At 61.8% G+C, this 17,821-nt stretch carries 16 protein-coding genes; 1 reads left to right on the forward strand and 15 read right to left on the reverse strand.

Annotated elements, in window-relative coordinates:
• Window positions 1–87: 87 nt before the first annotated feature.
• The 6 genes from odhB to sdhC all read right to left on the reverse strand — a co-directional run bounded on the left by odhB (window position 88) and on the right by sdhC (window position 7,671).
• Window positions 88–1,311 carry a 2-oxoglutarate dehydrogenase complex dihydrolipoyllysine-residue succinyltransferase gene (gene odhB / locus ACYUME_RS17820; protein WP_144174210.1) on the reverse strand — a complete coding sequence of 408 codons (1,224 nt, stop codon included), beginning with the start codon at window positions 1,309–1,311 and terminating at the stop codon, window positions 88–90.
• 42 nt (window positions 1,312–1,353) lie between these two features.
• The gene (locus ACYUME_RS17825) at window positions 1,354–4,185 is read right to left on the reverse strand and encodes a 2-oxoglutarate dehydrogenase E1 component (protein ID WP_279888233.1); all 2,832 of its coding nucleotides are present in this window, start codon (window positions 4,183–4,185) and stop codon (window positions 1,354–1,356) included.
• 245 nt (window positions 4,186–4,430) lie between these two features.
• Window positions 4,431–5,135, reverse strand: coding sequence for a succinate dehydrogenase iron-sulfur subunit (locus tag ACYUME_RS17830; RefSeq protein ID WP_028690457.1), 705 nt, complete (start codon window positions 5,133–5,135; stop codon window positions 4,431–4,433).
• An 11-nt stretch (window positions 5,136–5,146) separates the two neighbouring features.
• On the reverse strand, window positions 5,147–6,919 hold the full coding sequence (sdhA, locus tag ACYUME_RS17835; protein WP_279888232.1) for a succinate dehydrogenase flavoprotein subunit: 1,773 nt from the start codon (window positions 6,917–6,919) through the stop codon (window positions 5,147–5,149).
• Window positions 6,920–6,922: 3 nt separating this feature from the next.
• Window positions 6,923–7,291, reverse strand: coding sequence for a succinate dehydrogenase, hydrophobic membrane anchor protein (gene sdhD / locus ACYUME_RS17840; RefSeq protein WP_028690455.1), 369 nt, complete (start codon window positions 7,289–7,291; stop codon window positions 6,923–6,925).
• The gene (gene sdhC / locus ACYUME_RS17845; RefSeq protein WP_088852917.1) at window positions 7,285–7,671 is read right to left on the reverse strand and encodes a succinate dehydrogenase, cytochrome b556 subunit; all 387 of its coding nucleotides are present in this window, start codon (window positions 7,669–7,671) and stop codon (window positions 7,285–7,287) included. The genes sdhD and sdhC overlap by 7 nt, the downstream gene beginning before the upstream one ends.
• Window positions 7,672–8,024: 353 nt before the next feature.
• Here sdhC and gltA point away from each other — a divergent pair, with 353 nt between their 5' ends.
• A complete protein-coding gene (gene gltA / locus ACYUME_RS17850) occupies window positions 8,025–9,314 on the forward strand; it encodes a citrate synthase (protein WP_279888227.1) in 1,290 nt (429 codons plus the stop codon).
• A gap of 142 nt (window positions 9,315–9,456) precedes the next feature.
• Here gltA and ACYUME_RS17855 read toward each other — a convergent pair whose 3' ends face one another.
• From ACYUME_RS17855 to ACYUME_RS17895, 9 genes are all read right to left on the reverse strand, one after another.
• Window positions 9,457–10,062 (reverse strand): START domain-containing protein, encoded by a 606-nt coding sequence (locus ACYUME_RS17855; RefSeq protein ID WP_050706522.1) that lies wholly within the window; start codon window positions 10,060–10,062, stop codon window positions 9,457–9,459.
• A 32-nt stretch (window positions 10,063–10,094) separates the two neighbouring features.
• Window positions 10,095–10,349: a YkgJ family cysteine cluster protein gene (locus tag ACYUME_RS17860; protein ID WP_460416097.1), complete on the reverse strand. Its 255-nt coding sequence runs from the start codon at window positions 10,347–10,349 to the stop codon at window positions 10,095–10,097.
• 107 nt (window positions 10,350–10,456) lie between these two features.
• Window positions 10,457–10,915 carry a hypothetical protein gene (locus ACYUME_RS17865; RefSeq protein WP_460416098.1) on the reverse strand — a complete coding sequence of 153 codons (459 nt, stop codon included), beginning with the start codon at window positions 10,913–10,915 and terminating at the stop codon, window positions 10,457–10,459.
• 63 nt (window positions 10,916–10,978) lie between these two features.
• Complete coding sequence (locus tag ACYUME_RS17870) at window positions 10,979–12,421, reverse strand: aminotransferase-like domain-containing protein (RefSeq protein ID WP_279888221.1); 1,443 nt, start codon at window positions 12,419–12,421, stop codon at window positions 10,979–10,981.
• Between the two features lie 1,170 nt (window positions 12,422–13,591).
• The gene (locus ACYUME_RS17875) at window positions 13,592–14,401 is read right to left on the reverse strand and encodes an OmpA family protein (RefSeq protein WP_460416099.1); all 810 of its coding nucleotides are present in this window, start codon (window positions 14,399–14,401) and stop codon (window positions 13,592–13,594) included.
• The gene (locus tag ACYUME_RS17880; RefSeq protein WP_279883928.1) at window positions 14,398–14,751 is read right to left on the reverse strand and encodes a DUF4398 domain-containing protein; all 354 of its coding nucleotides are present in this window, start codon (window positions 14,749–14,751) and stop codon (window positions 14,398–14,400) included. Before ACYUME_RS17880 ends, ACYUME_RS17875 begins: the two co-directional genes overlap by 4 nt.
• A gap of 9 nt (window positions 14,752–14,760) precedes the next feature.
• Entirely contained in the window at window positions 14,761–15,582 is an 822-nt protein-coding gene (locus tag ACYUME_RS17885; protein ID WP_279883930.1) for a substrate-binding periplasmic protein, read from the reverse strand.
• Window positions 15,583–15,670: 88 nt separating this feature from the next.
• Window positions 15,671–16,600, reverse strand: a complete 930-nt coding sequence (locus tag ACYUME_RS17890) for an electron transfer flavoprotein subunit alpha/FixB family protein (RefSeq protein ID WP_279883932.1) — start codon at window positions 16,598–16,600, stop codon at window positions 15,671–15,673.
• Window positions 16,601–17,350, reverse strand: coding sequence for an electron transfer flavoprotein subunit beta/FixA family protein (locus tag ACYUME_RS17895; protein WP_279883934.1), 750 nt, complete (start codon window positions 17,348–17,350; stop codon window positions 16,601–16,603). It abuts the gene before it with no gap.
• Between the last annotated feature and the right edge of the window lie 471 nt (window positions 17,351–17,821).

A 17,821-nucleotide genomic window follows, 5' to 3' on the forward strand; every position in this document is an offset into this window, starting at 1 on the left:
CCTTTTTAGCTTCAAGCGGCAAGCTGCAAGCTGCAAGACGAGCACGCTTCTACTTGAAGCTTGCCGCTTGCAGCTTGCAGCTGAGCGTTAGATGTCCAGCAGCAGGCGAGACGGATCTTCCAGCAGGTTCTTGATGGTTACCAGGAAGGTTACCGCTTCCTTGCCGTCGATCAGGCGGTGGTCATAGGACAGCGCCAGGTACATCATCGGGCGGATCACCACTTGGCCATTGATGGCCATCGGGCGCTGGATGATGTTGTGCATACCCAGGATCGCGGCCTGCGGCGGGTTGACGATCGGGGTCGACATCATCGAGCCGAAGGTACCACCGTTGGTGATGGTGAAGGTACCGCCGGTCATCTCTTCGATGGCCAGCTTGCCGTCACGGGCCTTCTTGCCGAAGGTGGCGATGCCGTTCTCGATCTCGGCCAGCGACATCGACTCAGCGTTGCGCAGTACCGGTACCACCAGGCCACGGTCGCTGGACACAGCGACGCCGACGTCGGCATAGCCGTGGTAGACGATGTCGTTGCCGTCGATCGAGGCGTTGACCGCCGGGAAGCGCTTCAGCGCCTCGGTGGCCGCCTTGACGAAGAACGACATGAAGCCCAGGCGCACGCCGTTGTGGGTCTTCTCGAACAGGTCCTTGTACTTCGAACGCAGGGCCATGACTTCGGTCATGTCGACTTCGTTGAAGGTGGTCAGCATGGCCATGCTCGACTGGGCTTCGACCAGACGCTCGGCAATCTTGGCGCGCAGACGGGTCATCGGCACGCGCTTCTCGGTGCGGTCGCCAGCGGCAACCACGACCGGAGCAGCGGCAGCAGCGGCCGGCTTGGCAGCCGGAGCGGCGGCAGGTGCCGACTTCTTGTTGGCGACGGCGGCGACGACGTCTTCCTTGGTGATGCGACCGCCCTTGCCGGTGCCGGCAACGGTGGCCAGGTCGATGCCGTTCTCTTCAGCCAGCTTGCGCGCGGCTGGAGCGGCGACCGGGTCGTCTTCGCCAGCGTCGGCGGCAGCGGCGGCCGGAGCAGCGGCGGCAGGCGCGGCAGCTGGAGCTGCGGCGGCGGCGCCACCTTCAACGATCGAGCCCAGGACTTCGTCGGACAGGACGGTGTCGCCCTCGCCCTTGACGATGGCGCCCAGCACGCCGTCGGCGGTGGCCAGGACTTCCAGGACGACCTTGTCGGTCTCGATGTCGACGATCAGCTCGTCACGCTTGACGGCGTCGCCCGGCTGCTTGTGCCAGGTGGCAACGGTGCCATCGGCAACCGATTCCGGGAAGGTTGGGGCTTTGATCTCGATAGCCATTATCTGTGTTTCCTTAAATTCGGTTTCAGGTGCGCGAAGGCGTTAGACAGTGAAGGCGTCTTGCAGCAGTTTTTCCTGCTGTTCGGCGTGCTTCGATGCGTAACCACAGGCTGGCGCGGCGGAAGCGTCGCGACCGGCGTATTCCAGGACCAGCGCCTTGTTATGGCGGCCCAGGATACGGCGCATGTGGTGTTGGCTGCTGTACCAGGCGCCCTGGTTCATCGGTTCTTCCTGACACCACACTGCATGCTTGAGGTTGGTGTAAGGCGCGAGGATCTCGACCAGGTCGTCCTCAGGGAACGGATACAGCTGCTCGATACGCACGATGGCGATATCTTCGCGGCCTTCGGCACGGCGTTTTTCCAGCAGGTCGTAGTAGACCTTGCCACCGCACAGGACCAGGCGCTCGACCTTGGCAGGATCCAGGCTGTCGATTTCCGGGATCACGGTCTGGAACGAACCATCGGCCAGGTCTTCCAGGGTCGACACGGCCAGCTTGTGACGCAGCAGCGACTTCGGCGTCAGCACGACCAGCGGCTTGCGCAGCGGACGGATGACCTGGCGACGCAGCAGGTGGTAGATCTGTGCCGGGGTAGTCGGCACGCAGACCTGGATGTTGTGCTCGGCGCACAGCTGCAGGTAGCGCTCCAGACGTGCGGAGGAGTGCTCCGGACCCTGCCCTTCGTAACCGTGTGGCAGCAGCATGGTCAGACCGCACAGACGGCCCCACTTGTGCTCGCCGCTGGTGATGAACTGGTCGATCACCACTTGCGCACCGTTGGCGAAATCGCCGAACTGGGCTTCCCAGATCACCAGCGCGTTCGGCGTGGTGGTCGAGTAGCCGTATTCGAAGGCCAGTACCGCTTCTTCCGACAGGAAGGAGTCGTACAGGTCGAAACGCGGCTGGCCCGGGAACAGGTTCTTCAGCGGCACGTAGGTGCTGGCGTCCTTCTGGTTGTGCAGCACCGCGTGACGGTGCGAGAAGGTGCCACGGCCGATGTCCTGGCCGGTCATGCGGATCGGGTGACCTTCGAACTGCAGGGTGGCGTAGGCCATGGTCTCTGCATAACCCCAGTTGATCGGCAAGCCACCGGCCTGCATCTTCTGGCGATCTTCGTAGATCTTCGCGACCTGGCGCTGGACGACGAAACCTTCAGGCAGCTCGAGCAGCTTGGCCGACAGCTCCTGCAGGGTCTTGAGGTCGAAGCGGGTGTCGTGACGCGCGGTCCAGGCATGGCCCAGGTACGGACGCCAGTCGACGAACAGCTCGCGGTTCGGCTCCTTGACCAGGCTCTTGACCACGTGCAAGCCGTTGTCCAGGGCGTTGCGGTACTCGTCGACCTTGGCCTGGGCGCGCTCGGCGTCGATGCGACCGGCGCTGATCAGCTGCTCGGCGTACAGCTCACGGGTGGTGCGCTGCTTGCTGATCTGCTGGTACATCAGCGGCTGGGTGCCATTCGGCTCGTCGGCCTCGTTGTGGCCGCGACGACGGTAGCAGACCAGGTCGATGACCACGTCACGCTTGAACTGCATGCGGTAGTCGATGGCCAGCTGGGTGACGAACATCACCGCTTCCGGATCGTCGCCGTTCACGTGCAGGATCGGCGCCTGGATCATCTTGGCAACGTCGGTGGCGTACTCGGTGGAGCGCGCGTCCAGCGGGTTGCTGATGGTGAAACCGACCTGGTTGTTGATCACGATGTGCACGGTGCCGCCGGTCTTGAAACCGCGGGTCTGCGACATCTGGAAGGTTTCCATGACCACACCCTGGCCGGCGAACGCTGCGTCACCGTGGATGGAGATCGGCAGAACCTTGTCGCCAACGGTGTCGTTGCGGCGATCCTGGCGGGCGCGAACCGAACCTTCCACCACTGGCGAGACGATTTCCAGGTGGGAGGGGTTGAACGCCATGGCCAGGTGGACTTCGCCACCGGGGGTCATCACGTTGGAAGAGAAGCCCTGGTGATACTTCACGTCACCGGAGCCCAGCTCGTTCATCTTCTTGCCTTCGAACTCGTCGAACAGCTCGCGCGGGTTCTTGCCGAAGGTGTTGACGAGCACGTTCAGGCGGCCACGGTGGGCCATGCCGATCACGACTTCCTTGGTGCCGTAGGAGCCGGAGCGCTGGATCATTTCGTCCAGCATCGGGATCAGGCTTTCGCCACCCTCCAGGCCGAAGCGCTTGGTGCCCGGGTACTTGGTGCCCAGGTACTTCTCCAGGCCCTCACCGGCCGTGACGCGCTCGAGCAGGTGAGCCTGCACGTCGGCGGAGAAATCCGGACGGCCACGTACGCTTTCCAGGCGCTGCTGGAACCAGCTGCGCTGCTCGGAATCGACGATGTGGGTGAACTCGGCGCCAATGGTGCGACAATATGTCTTCTGCAGCGCTTCGAAAATTTCGCGTAGGCTCGCTTCCTCTTTGCCGATGAACAGGTCGCCGGCACGGAAGGTCGTATCAAGATCGGCATTGGTCAAGCCGTAATGATTGATCGACAGGTCTACGGGCGCAGGACGCTGCCACAACCCCAACGGGTCGAGCTTGGCAGCCTGATGGCCGCGCATACGATAGGCCTGGATCAGTCGCAGCACTTCAACCTGCTTCTTCTCGTGTTCACTGCTCACGCTCCCGGCGGATACCGGTTGGGCGCGGCGCTGGTTCTTCGCCAGCAGTACGAAATGGTCGCGGATCGTCGAGTGCGATACATCGGTAGCGGTGCTGCCGTCGGCGGGCAACTTCTGGAAGTAGGTGCGCCACTCTTCTGGCACAGCGTTAGGGTCGTGCAGGTAGAGCTCATAAAGCTCTTCCACATATGCAGCGTTACCACCTGAAAGGTGGGCGCTTTCCCACATGCGCTGCATCACGCTTTCTTGCATGCTTGGTCACCCTCGGTTAGGGGACTGATCGGCGAGAGCCACAGCAAACCTGGAAAAGTCCGAACACAGCGACTGAACCACGCCACTTGGATCCTGCTGATTTTCCGGGTACCAGCCCGGAAGCCCCTGCTGGTCTCATATCTTCATAGGTAATGAGCTCGGGCTTTGTGGGCCCTTGCTCGGGTTTTACCTCGGTGCGGGCTCACCACCCGCACCTCGGCTTACTGCAGGTACAACGCTTTGAATCAGGTGCCGCTTTGCAGCAGCATGTTGCGTACGTGGCCGATCGCCTTGGTCGGGTTCAGACCCTTGGGGCAAACGTTCACGCAGTTCATGATCCCGCGGCAGCGGAATACGCTGAACGGGTCATCCAGGGACGCCAGGCGCTCCTGAGTCTTGGTGTCGCGGCTGTCGGCCAGGAAGCGGTAGGCCTGCAGCAACGCGGCGGGGCCCAGGAACTTGTCCGGGTTCCACCAGAACGACGGGCAGGAGGTCGAGCAGCAGGCGCACAGGATGCACTCGTACAGACCGTCCAGCTTGTCGCGATCTTCCGGCGACTGCAGACGCTCGATGGCCGGGGCCGGAGTATCGTTCTGCAGGAACGGCTTCACCTTCTCGTACTGCTTGTAGAAGATGCTCATATCGACGACCAGGTCACGGATAACCGGCAGACCCGGCAGCGGACGCAGGACCAACTTGTTACCTTTTACGACAGCGGACAGCGGCGTGATGCACGCCAGGCCGTTCTTGCCGTTGATGTTCATGCCATCGGAGCCGCACACGCCCTCACGGCAGGAGCGACGGTACGAGAAGCCCTCGTCCTGCTCCTTGATCAGCGCCAGCACGTCCAGGACCATCAGATCCTTGCCGCCGGTGTCGACCTGGAAGGTCTGCATCTTCGGCGCCGAATCGGTGTCCGGGTTGTAACGATAAACTTCGACTTGCAACATAGCGGCCACCCTTAGTAAGTCCGGACTTTCGGTTCGAAGGCAGGAACTGTCTTCGGCGCAAAGTTGACGCCGCGCTTGGCGACGCGCTTCTCACCCGGGTAGTACAGGGTGTGGCACAGCCAGTTCTCGTCGTCACGGTCTTCGAAGTCTTCACGGGCGTGCGCGCCGCGGGACTCTTTACGGGCTTCAGCGGCGATGGCGGTCGCCTCGGCAACTTCCAGCAGGTTCTGCAGCTCCAGCGCCTCGATACGCGCGGTGTTGAAGGCCTGGGACTTGTCGTTGATCTTGACGTTGGCGATACGGTCACGCAGGCCAGCCAGCTGCTCGATACCCTTCTGCATGTATTCGCCGGTACGGAATACACCGAAGTAGTTCTGCATGCAGCTCTGCAGCTCGCGCTTGAGGCTGGCGACGTCTTCGCCGGTGGTGCGCTCGTTGAGCTTGTTCAGGCGGCTCAGGGCAACGTCGATGTCGGTATCGCTGGCATCCAGGTACTCGACGCCGTCGCTCAGCGCCTTCTCCAGGTGCAGGCCGGCGGCACGGCCGAACACCACCAGGTCGAGCAGCGAGTTGCCGCCCAGGCGGTTGGCACCGTGAACCGATACGCACGCCACTTCACCTACGGCGAACAGGCCCGGGATAATGTGATCCTTGCCATCGGCGTCCATGGTGATGGCCTGGCCATGAATGTTGGTGGCAACGCCGCCCATCATGTAGTGGCAGGTCGGGATGACCGGTACCGGCGCGACCACAGGGTCGACATGGGCGAAGGTCTTGGACAGCTCGCAGATACCTGGCAGGCGGCTGTGCAGCACTTCCTCGCCCAGGTGGTCCAGCTTCAGCAGCACGTGGTCCTTGTTCGGGCCCACGCCGTTGCCGGCGATGATTTCCTTGACCATGGAACGAGCCACTACGTCGCGGCCCGCCAAGTCTTTGGCGTTAGGAGCGTAACGCTCCATGAAGCGCTCGCCGTGGGCGTTGATCAGGTAGCCACCCTCACCGCGGCAACCTTCGGTGACCAGTACACCGGCGCCGGCGATGCCGGTCGGGTGGAACTGCCACATCTCGATGTCCTGCACCGGCACGCCGGCACGCAGGGCCATGCCGACACCGTCACCGGTGTTGATCAGGGCGTTGGTGGTGGAGGCGTAGATACGACCGGCACCGCCAGTGGCCAGAACGGTGGCCTTGGACTTGATGTACATGGTTTCGCCGGTTTCGATGCAGATCGCGATCACACCGACGAAAGCGCCGTCCTGGTTCTTCACCAGGTCGACGGCGTAGTACTCGTTGAGGAAGGTGGTGCCTGCTTTCAGGTTGCCCTGGTACAGAGTGTGCAGCAGCGCGTGACCGGTACGGTCGGAAGCGGCGCAGGTACGGGCGGCCTGGCCACCTTTACCGAAGTCCTTGGACTGGCCACCGAACGGGCGCTGGTAGATGCGACCGGTCTCGGTACGCGAGAACGGCAGGCCCATGTGGTCCAGTTCGAAGACCGCGGCCGGGCCTTCCTGACACATGTATTCGATCGCGTCCTGGTCACCGATGTAGTCGGAACCCTTGACGGTGTCGTACATGTGCCAGCGCCAGTCGTCGTTCGGGTCGGCCGAAGCGATGGCGCAGGTAATGCCGCCCTGGGCGGAAACGGTGTGCGAACGGGTCGGGAACACCTTGGTGACTACGGCGGTCTTGTGGCCGCCTTGAGCCAGTTGCAGCGCTGCGCGCATGCCAGCGCCGCCGCCACCGATGATGATGGCGTCGAAGGAAATCGTTGGAATGTTAGCCATGAATCAGATACCCCAGAGAATCTGCACACCCCAGACGAAGTAAGCGAACATCGCTACACCGCATACCGCCTGGAACAGGAAACGAATCGCAGTCGCCGACTTGCCGAAGGACATCGGCGTCAGGTAGTCGGTGGCAATGGTCCACATGCCGACCCAGGCGTGAGCGCCCAGGGCAACGAGGGCCAGCAGACTGAAGATGCGCATCGCGTTGTTGGAGAACAGAGCGTGCCACTGGGCGTAGTCGATACCCGGGTGGGCAGCGAGGTAGCCGATCAGGAAGATGAAGTAAGCCGCGAGAACGACCGCCGAGACGCGCTGCGCCATCCAGTCGTAGAGGCCCGAACGCGACAGGTTCGTGACGTTAGTTACCATACCCAAACTCCTGCCAGAACGATCAGCACCACGGAGATGACGATCACGATTTTCGAGCCCAGCTTGCCGCCTTCCAGCGTCTCACCGATGCCCATGTCCATGATCAGGTGGCGCACACCTGCCACGAGGTGATACAGCAGGCCGGACAGCAGGCCCCAGGTCACCAGTTTGGCCAGCGGACTGGTCAGACACGCCTTCACCTCGGCAAAGCCTTCCTCGCCGCCCAGCGACTTGCTCAATGCGTACAGCATGATGGCAAGGCCGAGGAACAGGATGACGCCGGAGATACGGTGAAGAATGGACGTGTACGCGGTGATCGGGAGTTTGATGGTCCTTAGGTCTAGGTTTACAGGTCGTTGGCTTTTCACGGCTTTTTTCACACTGAAGAGCCCCTAGCTAACAGGGCAAAGTTGTTGGTAAGTGTACTGGTCAGGTACCCACCACCCAGGAGAGCGACGACACCCAGCAGGACGGGCCTTGAAAGCCCCTGGGAGTCGGCTGCCGAGTATAGACAGTTAGGCTGCTTATGACAACGTGAGGGGCTAGCCCAAATAGCGCATTGCCTTTAGCGAACAAAAGGCGTAAACGGGCGAGAATTTCGTGAAAAACCATGCCCCAGAGGGCGTTTCAACCAGCCTTTAGGCAAATTGACATTCGAATTTATCCCTCTATAGTGGTGCGGGCCCTGCGTGGGGGGTCTGTCTGATGATTTCAAGCATTAATAGGAGGCCACATGGCTGACAAAAAAGCGCAGTTGATCATCGAGGGCGCTGCCCCCGTCGAGCTGCCCATTTTAACCGGCACCGTTGGTCCCGATGTTATCGACGTCCGCGGGTTGGGGGCATCAGGCCACTTCACCTTCGACCCTGGTTTCATGGCGACCGCCTCGTGCGAGTCGAAGATCACCTATATCGACGGCGACAAGGGCGTCCTGCTGCACCGCGGCTACCCGATCGAGCAACTCGCCGAAAAATCGGACTACCTCGAAACCTGCTACCTGCTGCTCAACGGCGAACTGCCGAACGCCGAGCAGAAGGCTCAGTTCGTCAGCACCGTGAAGAACCACACCATGGTTCACGAGCAGCTGAAGTCGTTCTTCAACGGCTTCCGCCGCGACGCTCACCCGATGGCGGTGATGTGCGGCGTGGTCGGCGCCCTGTCGGCGTTCTATCACGACTCGCTGGACATCAATAACCCGCAGCACCGCGAGATCTCCGCGGTTCGCCTGGTCGCCAAGATGCCGACCCTGGCGGCAATGGTCTACAAGTACTCCATGGGCCAGCCCATGATGTACCCGCGCAACGACCTGTCGTACGCGGAAAACTTCCTGCACATGATGTTCAACACCCCGTGCGAGATCAAACCGATCAGCCCGGTGCTGGCCAAGGCGATGGACCGGATCTTCATCCTCCACGCCGATCACGAGCAGAACGCCTCCACCTCCACCGTGCGCCTGGCGGGTTCCTCGGGCGCCAACCCGTTCGCCTGCATCGCCGCCGGCATCGCCGCCCTGTGGGGCCCTGCCCACGGCGGCGCGAACGAAGCCGTGCTGACCATGCTCGATGAAATCGGCGATGTCTCGAACATCGACAAGTTCATCGCCAAGGCCAAGGACAAGAACGATCCGTTCAAGCTCATGGGCTTCGGTCACCGCGTATACAAGAACCGCGACCCGCGCGCCACCGTGATGAAGCAGACCTGCGACGAAGTCCTGGGCGAGCTGGGCATCAAGAACGATCCGCAGCTGGAACTGGCCATGCGCCTGGAAGAGATCGCCCTGACCGATCCGTACTTCATCGAGCGCTCGCTGTACCCGAACGTCGACTTCTACTCGGGCATCATCCTGAAGGCCATCGGCATTCCGACCAGCATGTTCACCGTGATCTTCGCCCTGGCACGTACCGTGGGCTGGATCTCGCACTGGAAAGAGATGCTCTCCGGCCCGTACAAGATCGGCCGCCCGCGCCAGCTGTACACCGGTTACGAGCAGCGTGACATCGTCGAGCTGAAGAACCGCAAGTAAGCCTCTCGGCTGAACGTAAAAAAGGCTGCCCTCGGGCAGCCTTTTTTATTGTTCCGGCACACGATCTGCTTCTCTGTAGGAGCGGCCTTGCGCAGCCCTTTCGCGACACAAGGCCGCTCCTACACAGGGAGCGCGCCAGCCTTCAGTTCTTCTCGGCGCGTTCCTTCAGCCCCTTGAGGGTATTGAACGGCGCATCGACCACGAACTTGTTGGCCAGCCACGACGGCACGCTGCCACCCGGCTCGGTGTGCACCTGGTAGGTCACCTCGGTGCTGTCACCTTTGGGCACCAGCTTCCAGAAGCCTTCCACCTGGGCGACACGCACGAAGCCCTTTTCCTCCGGCAGATACTTCGGCTCTTCCTGGAGCTTGCGGGTCAGGCTGCCATCGGCCTCCTGGACCGTGGTCACATGCAAGATCGAATCCCGCGGCGTCACCGGCCAGGGCGTATTGAACTGGGTGTAGGTCCAGCTCTGGTCACCCTCGCTCTTGAGCAGCTTCTGCGACTTGCACTCGTGAATCCAGGCGCAGGCCCCCGCCACGTCTTCCTGCAGCGCCTTGACCTTGGCCAGTGGCGCCTTGATCACGGTCACGCCGCGATAGGCCTTGTACTTCGAACCCGCCACTTCGCTGAGGGAGACCTTGATGCCCTCCTCGTCCTTGGCCACCTGCCAGTTCTCGGCCCAGGCCGTCGGCGCCAGCAGGACGCCCATGCCGCACAGCAGTGCAATACCCTTGATCGATCTCATCTCTTGTTCCTTGTTGTCGAAGATCCAACCTGTCACGCCGCCGTCATCCGCTCCAGCCACCCAATGATCCGGATGGCCTCGTCACGATCGCTGCCACAGATGTCCGCTTCCGCCTTGAAGCCGCCACACACCTGCGGCCGCTCGGGCTTGCCGAACAGCGCACAAAGGTTTTCGACATTCAAGTGCAGGCAGCGTTCGCCGGCCGGCTTGCCCTGCGGCATGCCCGGAATCGGCGAACTGATGGACGGGGCGATGCAGCAGGCACCGCAGCCCTCGCGGCATTTCATGACAACAGGACTCCCAGGAGCAAAACGGGACGAACGTCCCTGGATACTAACCGCTCAAACATTCGTTTGAAATTGACAGGCGGATGAAACCGCCCGTGACCCAGCAGTCAGTTTCGAAATTCAAAATCGATGGCCGCGCCTTCCACGTCATGCCGGCTGTCATTGCGCAACTGCAGCTGCATTTCATTGCTGATCAGCCGGCCATTGAGCTGGAACGGACTGCTATCGGACTCGGGCTTGGTGGGGAACATGGAAGGCAGCAAAGGTTTGCGAATCACCGGACCATCACCGAGATCAGGCTCGAGGTTCTTGACCAGCTCGCTTGGCAGACTCAAGTCGATCTTCGGTTTGTGCAGGGGTTTGGCGATTGCCTTGCTGACAGGCCTGGGCTTGGCTTTCGGTTTGGGTTTGGCAGCCGGCTTGGACTGAGGCTTGGCAGCGGCCTTGGTGGTCGATTTTTGCGCGCCCTGCGTCTTGCTCACTGGCTCGGCAGCCTGCCCCACACCGACGGGCAGCCAGGGCAATGCGAGACACAGGACGATGGCAAGAGGACGAAACAGGTTCATGGACACCAGGGAGCACAGGCTTCAAAGCGCGTATGCTCCCTGTTCCCCGTCAATCTGACAAGCCTACAAAAGCGAGCCACTCGATTCCCGGCATAGTTGCTGGGCCAACAGCCCCAGGGTCATCACCGCCCGCTCCGCCTCCTTGTTCCACGGAATGCCGCAATTGAGGCGAATGCAGTGGTTGAACTGCTCGGTATTGCTGAAGATCAGGCCGGGGGCGATGCTGATGCCCTGCTCCAGCGCACGCACGTGCAATTCCTGAGTATTCACCCGCCCCGGCAAGCTGACCCAGAGAATGAAACCTCCGGTAGGCCGGGTCATCTGGGTACCTTCCGGGAAGTGTTGCTGCACCGCCAGCTGGTAGGCACTGAGGTTCTTGCGGTACTCCTGGCGGATATAGCGCAAATGACGGTCATAGCCACCGTTCTCCAGATAGGCCGCCACCGCCATCTGCGTCACGCTGCAGGCCGAATGCGTGGTGAACGTCTGCAGGCGCTGAATCTCGTCCTGGTAGCGACCGGCGATCATCCAGCCGACCCGCACACCCGGTGACAATGTCTTGGAGAAGCTCGAGCAGTAGATGACACGGTCCAGGCGATCGAATGCCTTGAGCGCTTTGGTTCGCCCCTGCTCGAACATCAGTTCGCCATAGATGTCGTCTTCGACGACCTGGATGTCGAAGTCCGATGCCAGGCGCAGCAATTGTTTCTGCCGTTCCTCCGGCATGGTGCCGCCCAGCGGATTGCTCAGGCGCGTGGTCAGCACCAGAGCCTTGATCGACCATTGATTGGCCGCCAACTGCAAGGCTTCCAGACTGATGCCGGTGGACGGATCACTGGGGATCTCGATGACCTTGAGTCCGAGCAGGTCGGCCAACTGCAACAAGCCATAGTAAGTCGGCGATTCCGCAGCGATCAGGTCGCCTGGGCGGGTCAGTACTCGCAGCGACATCTGCAGGGCGTCGACGCAACCGTGGGTCACCACCACTTCACGGGGATCTACCAGCACACCGGCATCGCGCATGCGAATGGCGATCTGCCGGCGCAAGGGCTCGAAACCGGGGCTGAACATGTAGCTGAAGGCTCGCGGGCTGTGGAAGCGGGTAACCTTGGCCAACTGCTGATGCAAGGCCCGCACCGGCAGGTAGTCCACGTGCGGCACCGCCGCGCCGAACGGGAAAACGCCGTCGCGTCGCGCCTCGACGAGCACCTGCTGGATAATGCTGGCCCGGGTGACCAGCCCTGGGCGCTCGACCCGGGCGATGTCTGGGGTCTGCGCCGTCAGCGCGGGGGTCTGGTGGACATAGTAGCCGGACTGCGGTCGGGCGCGGATCAGGCCCTGGTCCTCGAGATTGGCATATGCCTGCAGCACGGTTGCGTGGCTGACATTGAGCTGGGCGCTCATCTTGCGCACCGATGGCACACGTTCGCCAGGCTGGTACACACCACGCCGGATATCGTCGGCCAGTTGCTGGGCGATGCGCTGGTACAGCAGCAGGTTGGTCATGGCGTGTTCTCGAAGCGCGGACGGGATCGTTGTTCTTGTGCGACTCACAGAGGAGCCAGAATACCGTAACAGTTCCGAAGTGTACTGGGACAGATCGCAGAATAGTCAACAATACAGTTGCGTGACAGAGGAAAGATCGGCAACCGTGCCGACGCGGTGACGAACGTACACATCCAACCGCCAGATCTCCTCCAGAACGTAGCTGGCTTTGGCTTTGGCTTTGGCTTTGGCTTTGGCTTTGGCTTTGGCTTTGGCTTTGGCTTTGGCTTTGGCTTTGGCTTTGGCTTTGGCTTTGGCGATCAGAAGTCTACCCCCACAGCCGCTAGCGACAGCTGCGCTAGCCCAGGCGCCGCTCGCAACTTCGCGACTTCAGGAGGCCGAACGTAGGCCTTGCGGAGGGAGGTGACGGGCATGGATGCCCGTCAAGCGCTGGGGCCCAGGATGGGCCCTGCAGCGCGGTCCTCCCGGGAGCAAGGCCGGAGAGAGGGAACCCGGAGCGAAGCGGAGGGCCGGATGAATGGAGCGCAGCGTTTTTTGGTTACTTTTTGTCGCGTTTGACAAAAAGTGACCCGCCGTAAGGGCGGAAAGGTGACTATGCGTCAACATCGCAAATGAATGCGCTTACAACTATAAAAACCGATGCCGATCGCCTTTGACTTTGACTTTGACTTCTAAATAGTTTGTTTTGGAAGTTATATTCGCATTCATTTGCGATGCCGACGCATAGTCACCTTTCCGCCCTTACGGCGGGTCACTTTTTGTCAAACGCGACAAAAAGTAACCAAAAAACGCTGCGCTCCATCATCCGGCCCCTACGCTTCGCTCCGGGGTTCCCTCGCTCCGTTCTTGCTCCCGGGAGGACCGCGCTGAACGCCCCATCCTGGGGCGCAGCGCTTGACGGGCATCCATGCCCGTCACCTCCCTCCGCAAGAACTCCGCTCGGCCTCCTGAAGTCGCAATTGGCGGCGCCTGAACTATCGCGCACTTAGAAGCAAGAGCAAAACAAAAAACAAAAAACAAAAAACAAAAAACAAAACTGCAGCCTTAGGCCAGAAAACTTTCAGAACTATTTTTATTGACCACACAAACACTTTCGCGGGCAAACCCGCTCCCACAGATTGCATGCAACGCCTGTGGGAGCGGGTTTACCCGCGAATGAAGGAACAGGGCTCAGCGCGCCGGCGCAAGTTTGCCCTTGTCATCGGAAAAGACAATCTCGACCCGGCGGTTCTGCGCCCTACCCCGCTCCGAGGCATTGGCTTCCACCGGATACTGATCACCGTACCCCTCAACCTGAATACGTTTCTCGTTCACCCCCAGATCGACCAGCATATCCGCCACGGCCTGCGCCCGATCGCGCGACAACTTCAAGTTGTCATCCGGCGCGCCGGTACTGTCGGTGTAACCCTCGATCCGCACCACCCGACGCGGATTGAGCTGAAGGAACTGCACCAGCTTGAGCACCGTACGACTGGCCGAGTTTTTCAGATCCGCCTGGCCAGTGTCGAACAGCACATCGCCCAGGGTCATCACCAACCCACGGTCTGCCTGCTCCGACGCCAGCGCCACGATCTGCGCCTCGACGAACTTGCCCTGCTGCTGCACGCTGGCCAGCTTGGCCTCGCGCAAGGCCAACTGCAGGCGCTGACGCTCCAGGTCAAGCTTGGTCAGGCGCTCCTGGTTCAATGCCAGCTTGGCGTGCTCACTGGCGATCTCGCTGTAGCGCTCGCTGAGGTAGGCGTAATGACGCACATCACTGCCCGTGCCGACATAGCCCGAGAGCCGCTCGGCCCGCCCCAGCGACTCACCGGCACGAATGACGTCGCGCGGCGCGCTGCGCAGCACATCGGCGTCGTCCTTGACCTTCTGGAACGCAGCGCTGGCCTCATCCAACGCCGACTCGCTGCGCTGGCTGGCGCAGCCCTGCAGCCCGGCCAGCGCCAACAACGCCAGAACGGCCATTGGCTTGAGACGGCTCATGGCTGCACCTCCAACTGCTTACGCAGACGCTTGACCCGCGACTGCATCACCTGCAGCTGTTCCTCGCTTTTCTGGTTCAATACCCGCGCCTCGGCCAGGCGCGCATCCAGTTCGGCTTGCTCGGCGCGCATGCGCGCGTCGCGGTAGCTCTCGCTGAGCATGTTGCTCTTGGCCCGCGCCAGCTTTTCTTCGGCCAGCTTGAACTCCGGCACCTGGTCACTGGCGCCGACCGCCTTGGCCTGCTCCAGCGCCTGCTCGGAAAGACGCAGCTGTTCATTAGGTGCCGGGTCGTTGGCACAGCCGGCCAGGCCAAGCACGGCCAGGGCGAGCATCAAGGGTTGAATTCTCACTCACGCTTCCTACTGTTTGGGGGCACCCTGCGACGCCTGCATCTGCGCCTTCCAACGCTCGACATTGCGCTGCAGCACAGCTTCGCTCGCCCCGGAGATCGGCAATTCTGTCAGTTTTTTTGCCAGTTGTCCGCGCAACCAGCTGTCGTTGCAGGCCGAGTTGTGCGAGACCGCCAGGTACAGCCCCGGACGGTCCACCGGCAAGCCCCGGGCGATGAGGTCGCTGCCCACGCCCAGGCTCTGGGCCATGGCCATGCCCGAGTAGCGCCCGGCCAGCACATAGTCGACCTGGCCGAGCACCAGCTTCTGGAAGGCCTGCGTCAGGTTCTGCGCCGGCTCAGGCTTGAGCTGGGCCTTGGCGAAGGCGTCGAAGGCCGGGGTCAGGCGCGCCTTCTCCGATAATGCGCCACGGTAGCGGGCAAGATCGGCCGGACCATCGAACACCAAGGTGGCGTCATGGCGGGTCCAGACCAGATATTCATTCAACTGCAGGGCGGGGTGGATGTAGTCCAGGCGGGTGAGCTGATCCACCTGCATCGGCGTATCCAGCAATAGGTCCATGCGCCCGCTACGCACCTCCTCCAGCGCCTGCTCGCGCTTGCCGGCATGCAGTACTTCGACCCTCAACCCCAACTCGCCAGCCACCTGGCGCAGCAAGTCGACATTGGCGCCTATCAGGTGTTTCGGGTCCTGCGGATCCTGCCAGGAATACGGCGGCGCATCCGGGCTGCCAGTAGCCACCAAGCGCTCGCACTTGCCTGCCGCCAGCGCCTGCGTCGACAGCAATGCCAGCATCCAGGCCAGCCCCCTCATCCCTTTGCGACACACCATGCCACCCTTCCCCCACCCCTGAAAAAACTCATGAAAAAACCCGGACCGCCAAAGGCGGGCCGGGTTCTTTATAAGTGAAGCAGGCGGATCAGACCAGCTTTTCCAGCTCCGGAACCGCTTCGAACAAGTCGGCGACCAGGCCGTAATCGGCCACCTGGAAGATCGGCGCTTCTTCGTCCTTGTTGATCGCGACGATCACCTTGGAGTCTTTCATGCCGGCCAGGTGCTGGATCGCGCCGGAGATACCGACGGCGATGTACAGCTGCGGCGCGACGATCTTGCCGGTCTGGCCGACCTGCATGTCGTTCGGCACGAAGCCTGCGTCGACGGCGGCGCGCGAGGCACCGACGGCGGCGCCGAGCTTGTCGGCCAGGGCGTACAGGTGCTTGAAGTTGTCACCGTTACCCATGCCACGGCCGCCGGAGACGACGATCTTGGCGGCGGTCAGCTCAGGGCGGTCCGACTTGGCCAGCTCTTCATTGACGAAGGCCGACTTGCCGGCATCGTGGGCAGCCGCGACGGCCTCGACGGCGGCCGAGCCACCTTCGGCGGCCACGGCGTCGAAACCGGTGGTACGCACGGTGATGACCTTGACCGCGGCGCTCGATTGCACGGTGGCAATGGCGTTGCCGGCGTAGATCGGACGCTTGAAGGTGTCGGCGGATTCGACCGCGATGATCTCGGAGATCTGGTCGACGTCCAGCAGCGCGGCGACGCGCGGCAAGATGTTCTTGCCATTGGTGGTGGCCGGGGCCAGCACGTGGCTGTAACCCTTGGCCAGCTCGACCACCAGCGGCGCGACGTTCTCCGGCAGGGCGTGGGCGTAGGCGGCGTTATCGGCGACCAGCACCTTGGCCACGCCAGCGATCTTGGCGGCGGACTCGGCGACGCCACCGACGTTCTGGCCTGCGACCAGCACGTGGATATCACCACCGATTTTGGCGGCGGCAGCGACAGTGTTCAGGGTGGCCGGGGCTACGGCACCGTTCTCGTGTTCAGCGACAACCAGGATAGTCATTTAGATTACCTTCGCTTCGTTCTTCAGCTTCTCGACCAGTTCGGCCACCGACTTGACCTTGATACCCGCGCTGCGGGCGGCAGGCGCTTCGACCTTGAGGGTCTTGTTGGTGGAGGCGAGAGATACGCCCAGCGCGTCCGGAGTGACGGTCTCCAGCGGCTTCTTCTTGGCCTTCATGATGTTCGGCAGCGACGCGTAGCGTGGCTCGTTCAGGCGCAGGTCGGTGGTGACGATGGCAGGCAGGTGCAGCGCGACGGTCTGCAGGCCGCCATCGATTTCACGGGTGACGTTGACCTTGTCGCCGGCGACCTCGACCTTGGAGGCGAAGGTGCCCTGGGCGTAGCCGGTCAGCGCGGCCAGCATCTGGCCGGTCTGGTTGTTGTCGCTGTCGATGGCTTGCTTGCCGAGGATGACCAGCTGTGGCTGCTCCTTGTCGACAACAGCCTTCAGCGCCTTGGCCACGGCCAGGGAGTTCAGCTCGTCAGCGGCTTCCACCAGGATGGCGCGGTCGGCGCCCAGGGCCAGGGCGGTGCGCAGTTGTTCCTGGGCAGCGGTCGGGCCGATCGAGACGACGACGATTTCGCTCGCCACGCCCTTCTCTTTCAGGCGGACGGCTTCTTCCACGGCGATTTCGCAGAAGGGGTTCATGGACATCTTGACGTTTGCAAGGTCGACGCCGGAGTTGTCCGCCTTGACGCGAACCTTGACGTTGTAGTCGACCACTCGTTTGACAGCTACAAGAACCTTCATGGATTCCTCGTTACTCTCCGGTGAAAAGAAGATCGCCTGGGGACTGCCCGGCGAATGCGCGTGGGTACAAGGGCACCTCTAAAAACGTTCTGGAGCGGGCGAACTTCAATTGACCGAACAGTCCTGTTTCGACTACCGCGGGTAAAACCCACGGGTCATTTTCTGTCGTGGCGTGTAGACTCCACTACAAAACCTGATTCGGCCCGTAAACCCTGCTCCACGCCTGGTCTTTAGGGGTGCACCTGCGCCCGACGGTCAGCCTACGGCGAACGCGAAAGCGCTCGTATCTTGACCGTAACACCCAATCCGGTCAATACGGCAAATTGGCCAGCCTCCAGCCGCCTACCTGTGATTCTACGGGCCTCCGGCAAATTCAAACAAACGTTTGTATTGGACCCGCCAAGTGGTGTAGATATAATGCGCGGCCAAGACAAGACGGTGTAGTCCGTCATCCACGCAGCTACAGCCACC

This window comes from Pseudomonas sp. microsymbiont 2 (assembly GCF_054788395.1).

Excerpts from the sequence above, each read along its gene's own strand:
- sdhD (WP_028690455.1), bottom strand. The coding sequence starts at position 7,291 with ATGGTAACTAACGTCACGAACCTGTCGCGTTCGGGCCTCTACGACTGG.
- gltA (WP_279888227.1), top strand. The coding sequence starts at position 8,025 with ATGGCTGACAAAAAAGCGCAGTTGATCATCGAGGGCGCTGCCCCCGTC.
- sdhA (WP_279888232.1), bottom strand. The coding sequence starts at position 6,919 with ATGGCTAACATTCCAACGATTTCCTTCGACGCCATCATCATCGGTGGC.
- ACYUME_RS17865 (WP_460416098.1), bottom strand. The coding sequence starts at position 10,915 with ATGAACCTGTTTCGTCCTCTTGCCATCGTCCTGTGTCTCGCATTGCCC.
- ACYUME_RS17875 (WP_460416099.1), bottom strand. The coding sequence starts at position 14,401 with ATGAGCCGTCTCAAGCCAATGGCCGTTCTGGCGTTGTTGGCGCTGGCC.
- ACYUME_RS17870 (WP_279888221.1), bottom strand. The coding sequence starts at position 12,421 with ATGACCAACCTGCTGCTGTACCAGCGCATCGCCCAGCAACTGGCCGAC.
- ACYUME_RS17825 (WP_279888233.1), bottom strand. The coding sequence starts at position 4,185 with ATGCAAGAAAGCGTGATGCAGCGCATGTGGGAAAGCGCCCACCTTTCA.
- odhB (WP_144174210.1), bottom strand. The coding sequence starts at position 1,311 with ATGGCTATCGAGATCAAAGCCCCAACCTTCCCGGAATCGGTTGCCGAT.
- ACYUME_RS17895 (WP_279883934.1), bottom strand. The coding sequence starts at position 17,350 with ATGAAGGTTCTTGTAGCTGTCAAACGAGTGGTCGACTACAACGTCAAG.
- ACYUME_RS17830 (WP_028690457.1), bottom strand. The coding sequence starts at position 5,135 with ATGTTGCAAGTCGAAGTTTATCGTTACAACCCGGACACCGATTCGGCG.
- ACYUME_RS17885 (WP_279883930.1), bottom strand. The coding sequence starts at position 15,582 with ATGGTGTGTCGCAAAGGGATGAGGGGGCTGGCCTGGATGCTGGCATTG.
- ACYUME_RS17860 (WP_460416097.1), bottom strand. The coding sequence starts at position 10,349 with ATGAAATGCCGCGAGGGCTGCGGTGCCTGCTGCATCGCCCCGTCCATC.
- ACYUME_RS17890 (WP_279883932.1), bottom strand. The coding sequence starts at position 16,600 with ATGACTATCCTGGTTGTCGCTGAACACGAGAACGGTGCCGTAGCCCCG.
- ACYUME_RS17855 (WP_050706522.1), bottom strand. The coding sequence starts at position 10,062 with ATGAGATCGATCAAGGGTATTGCACTGCTGTGCGGCATGGGCGTCCTG.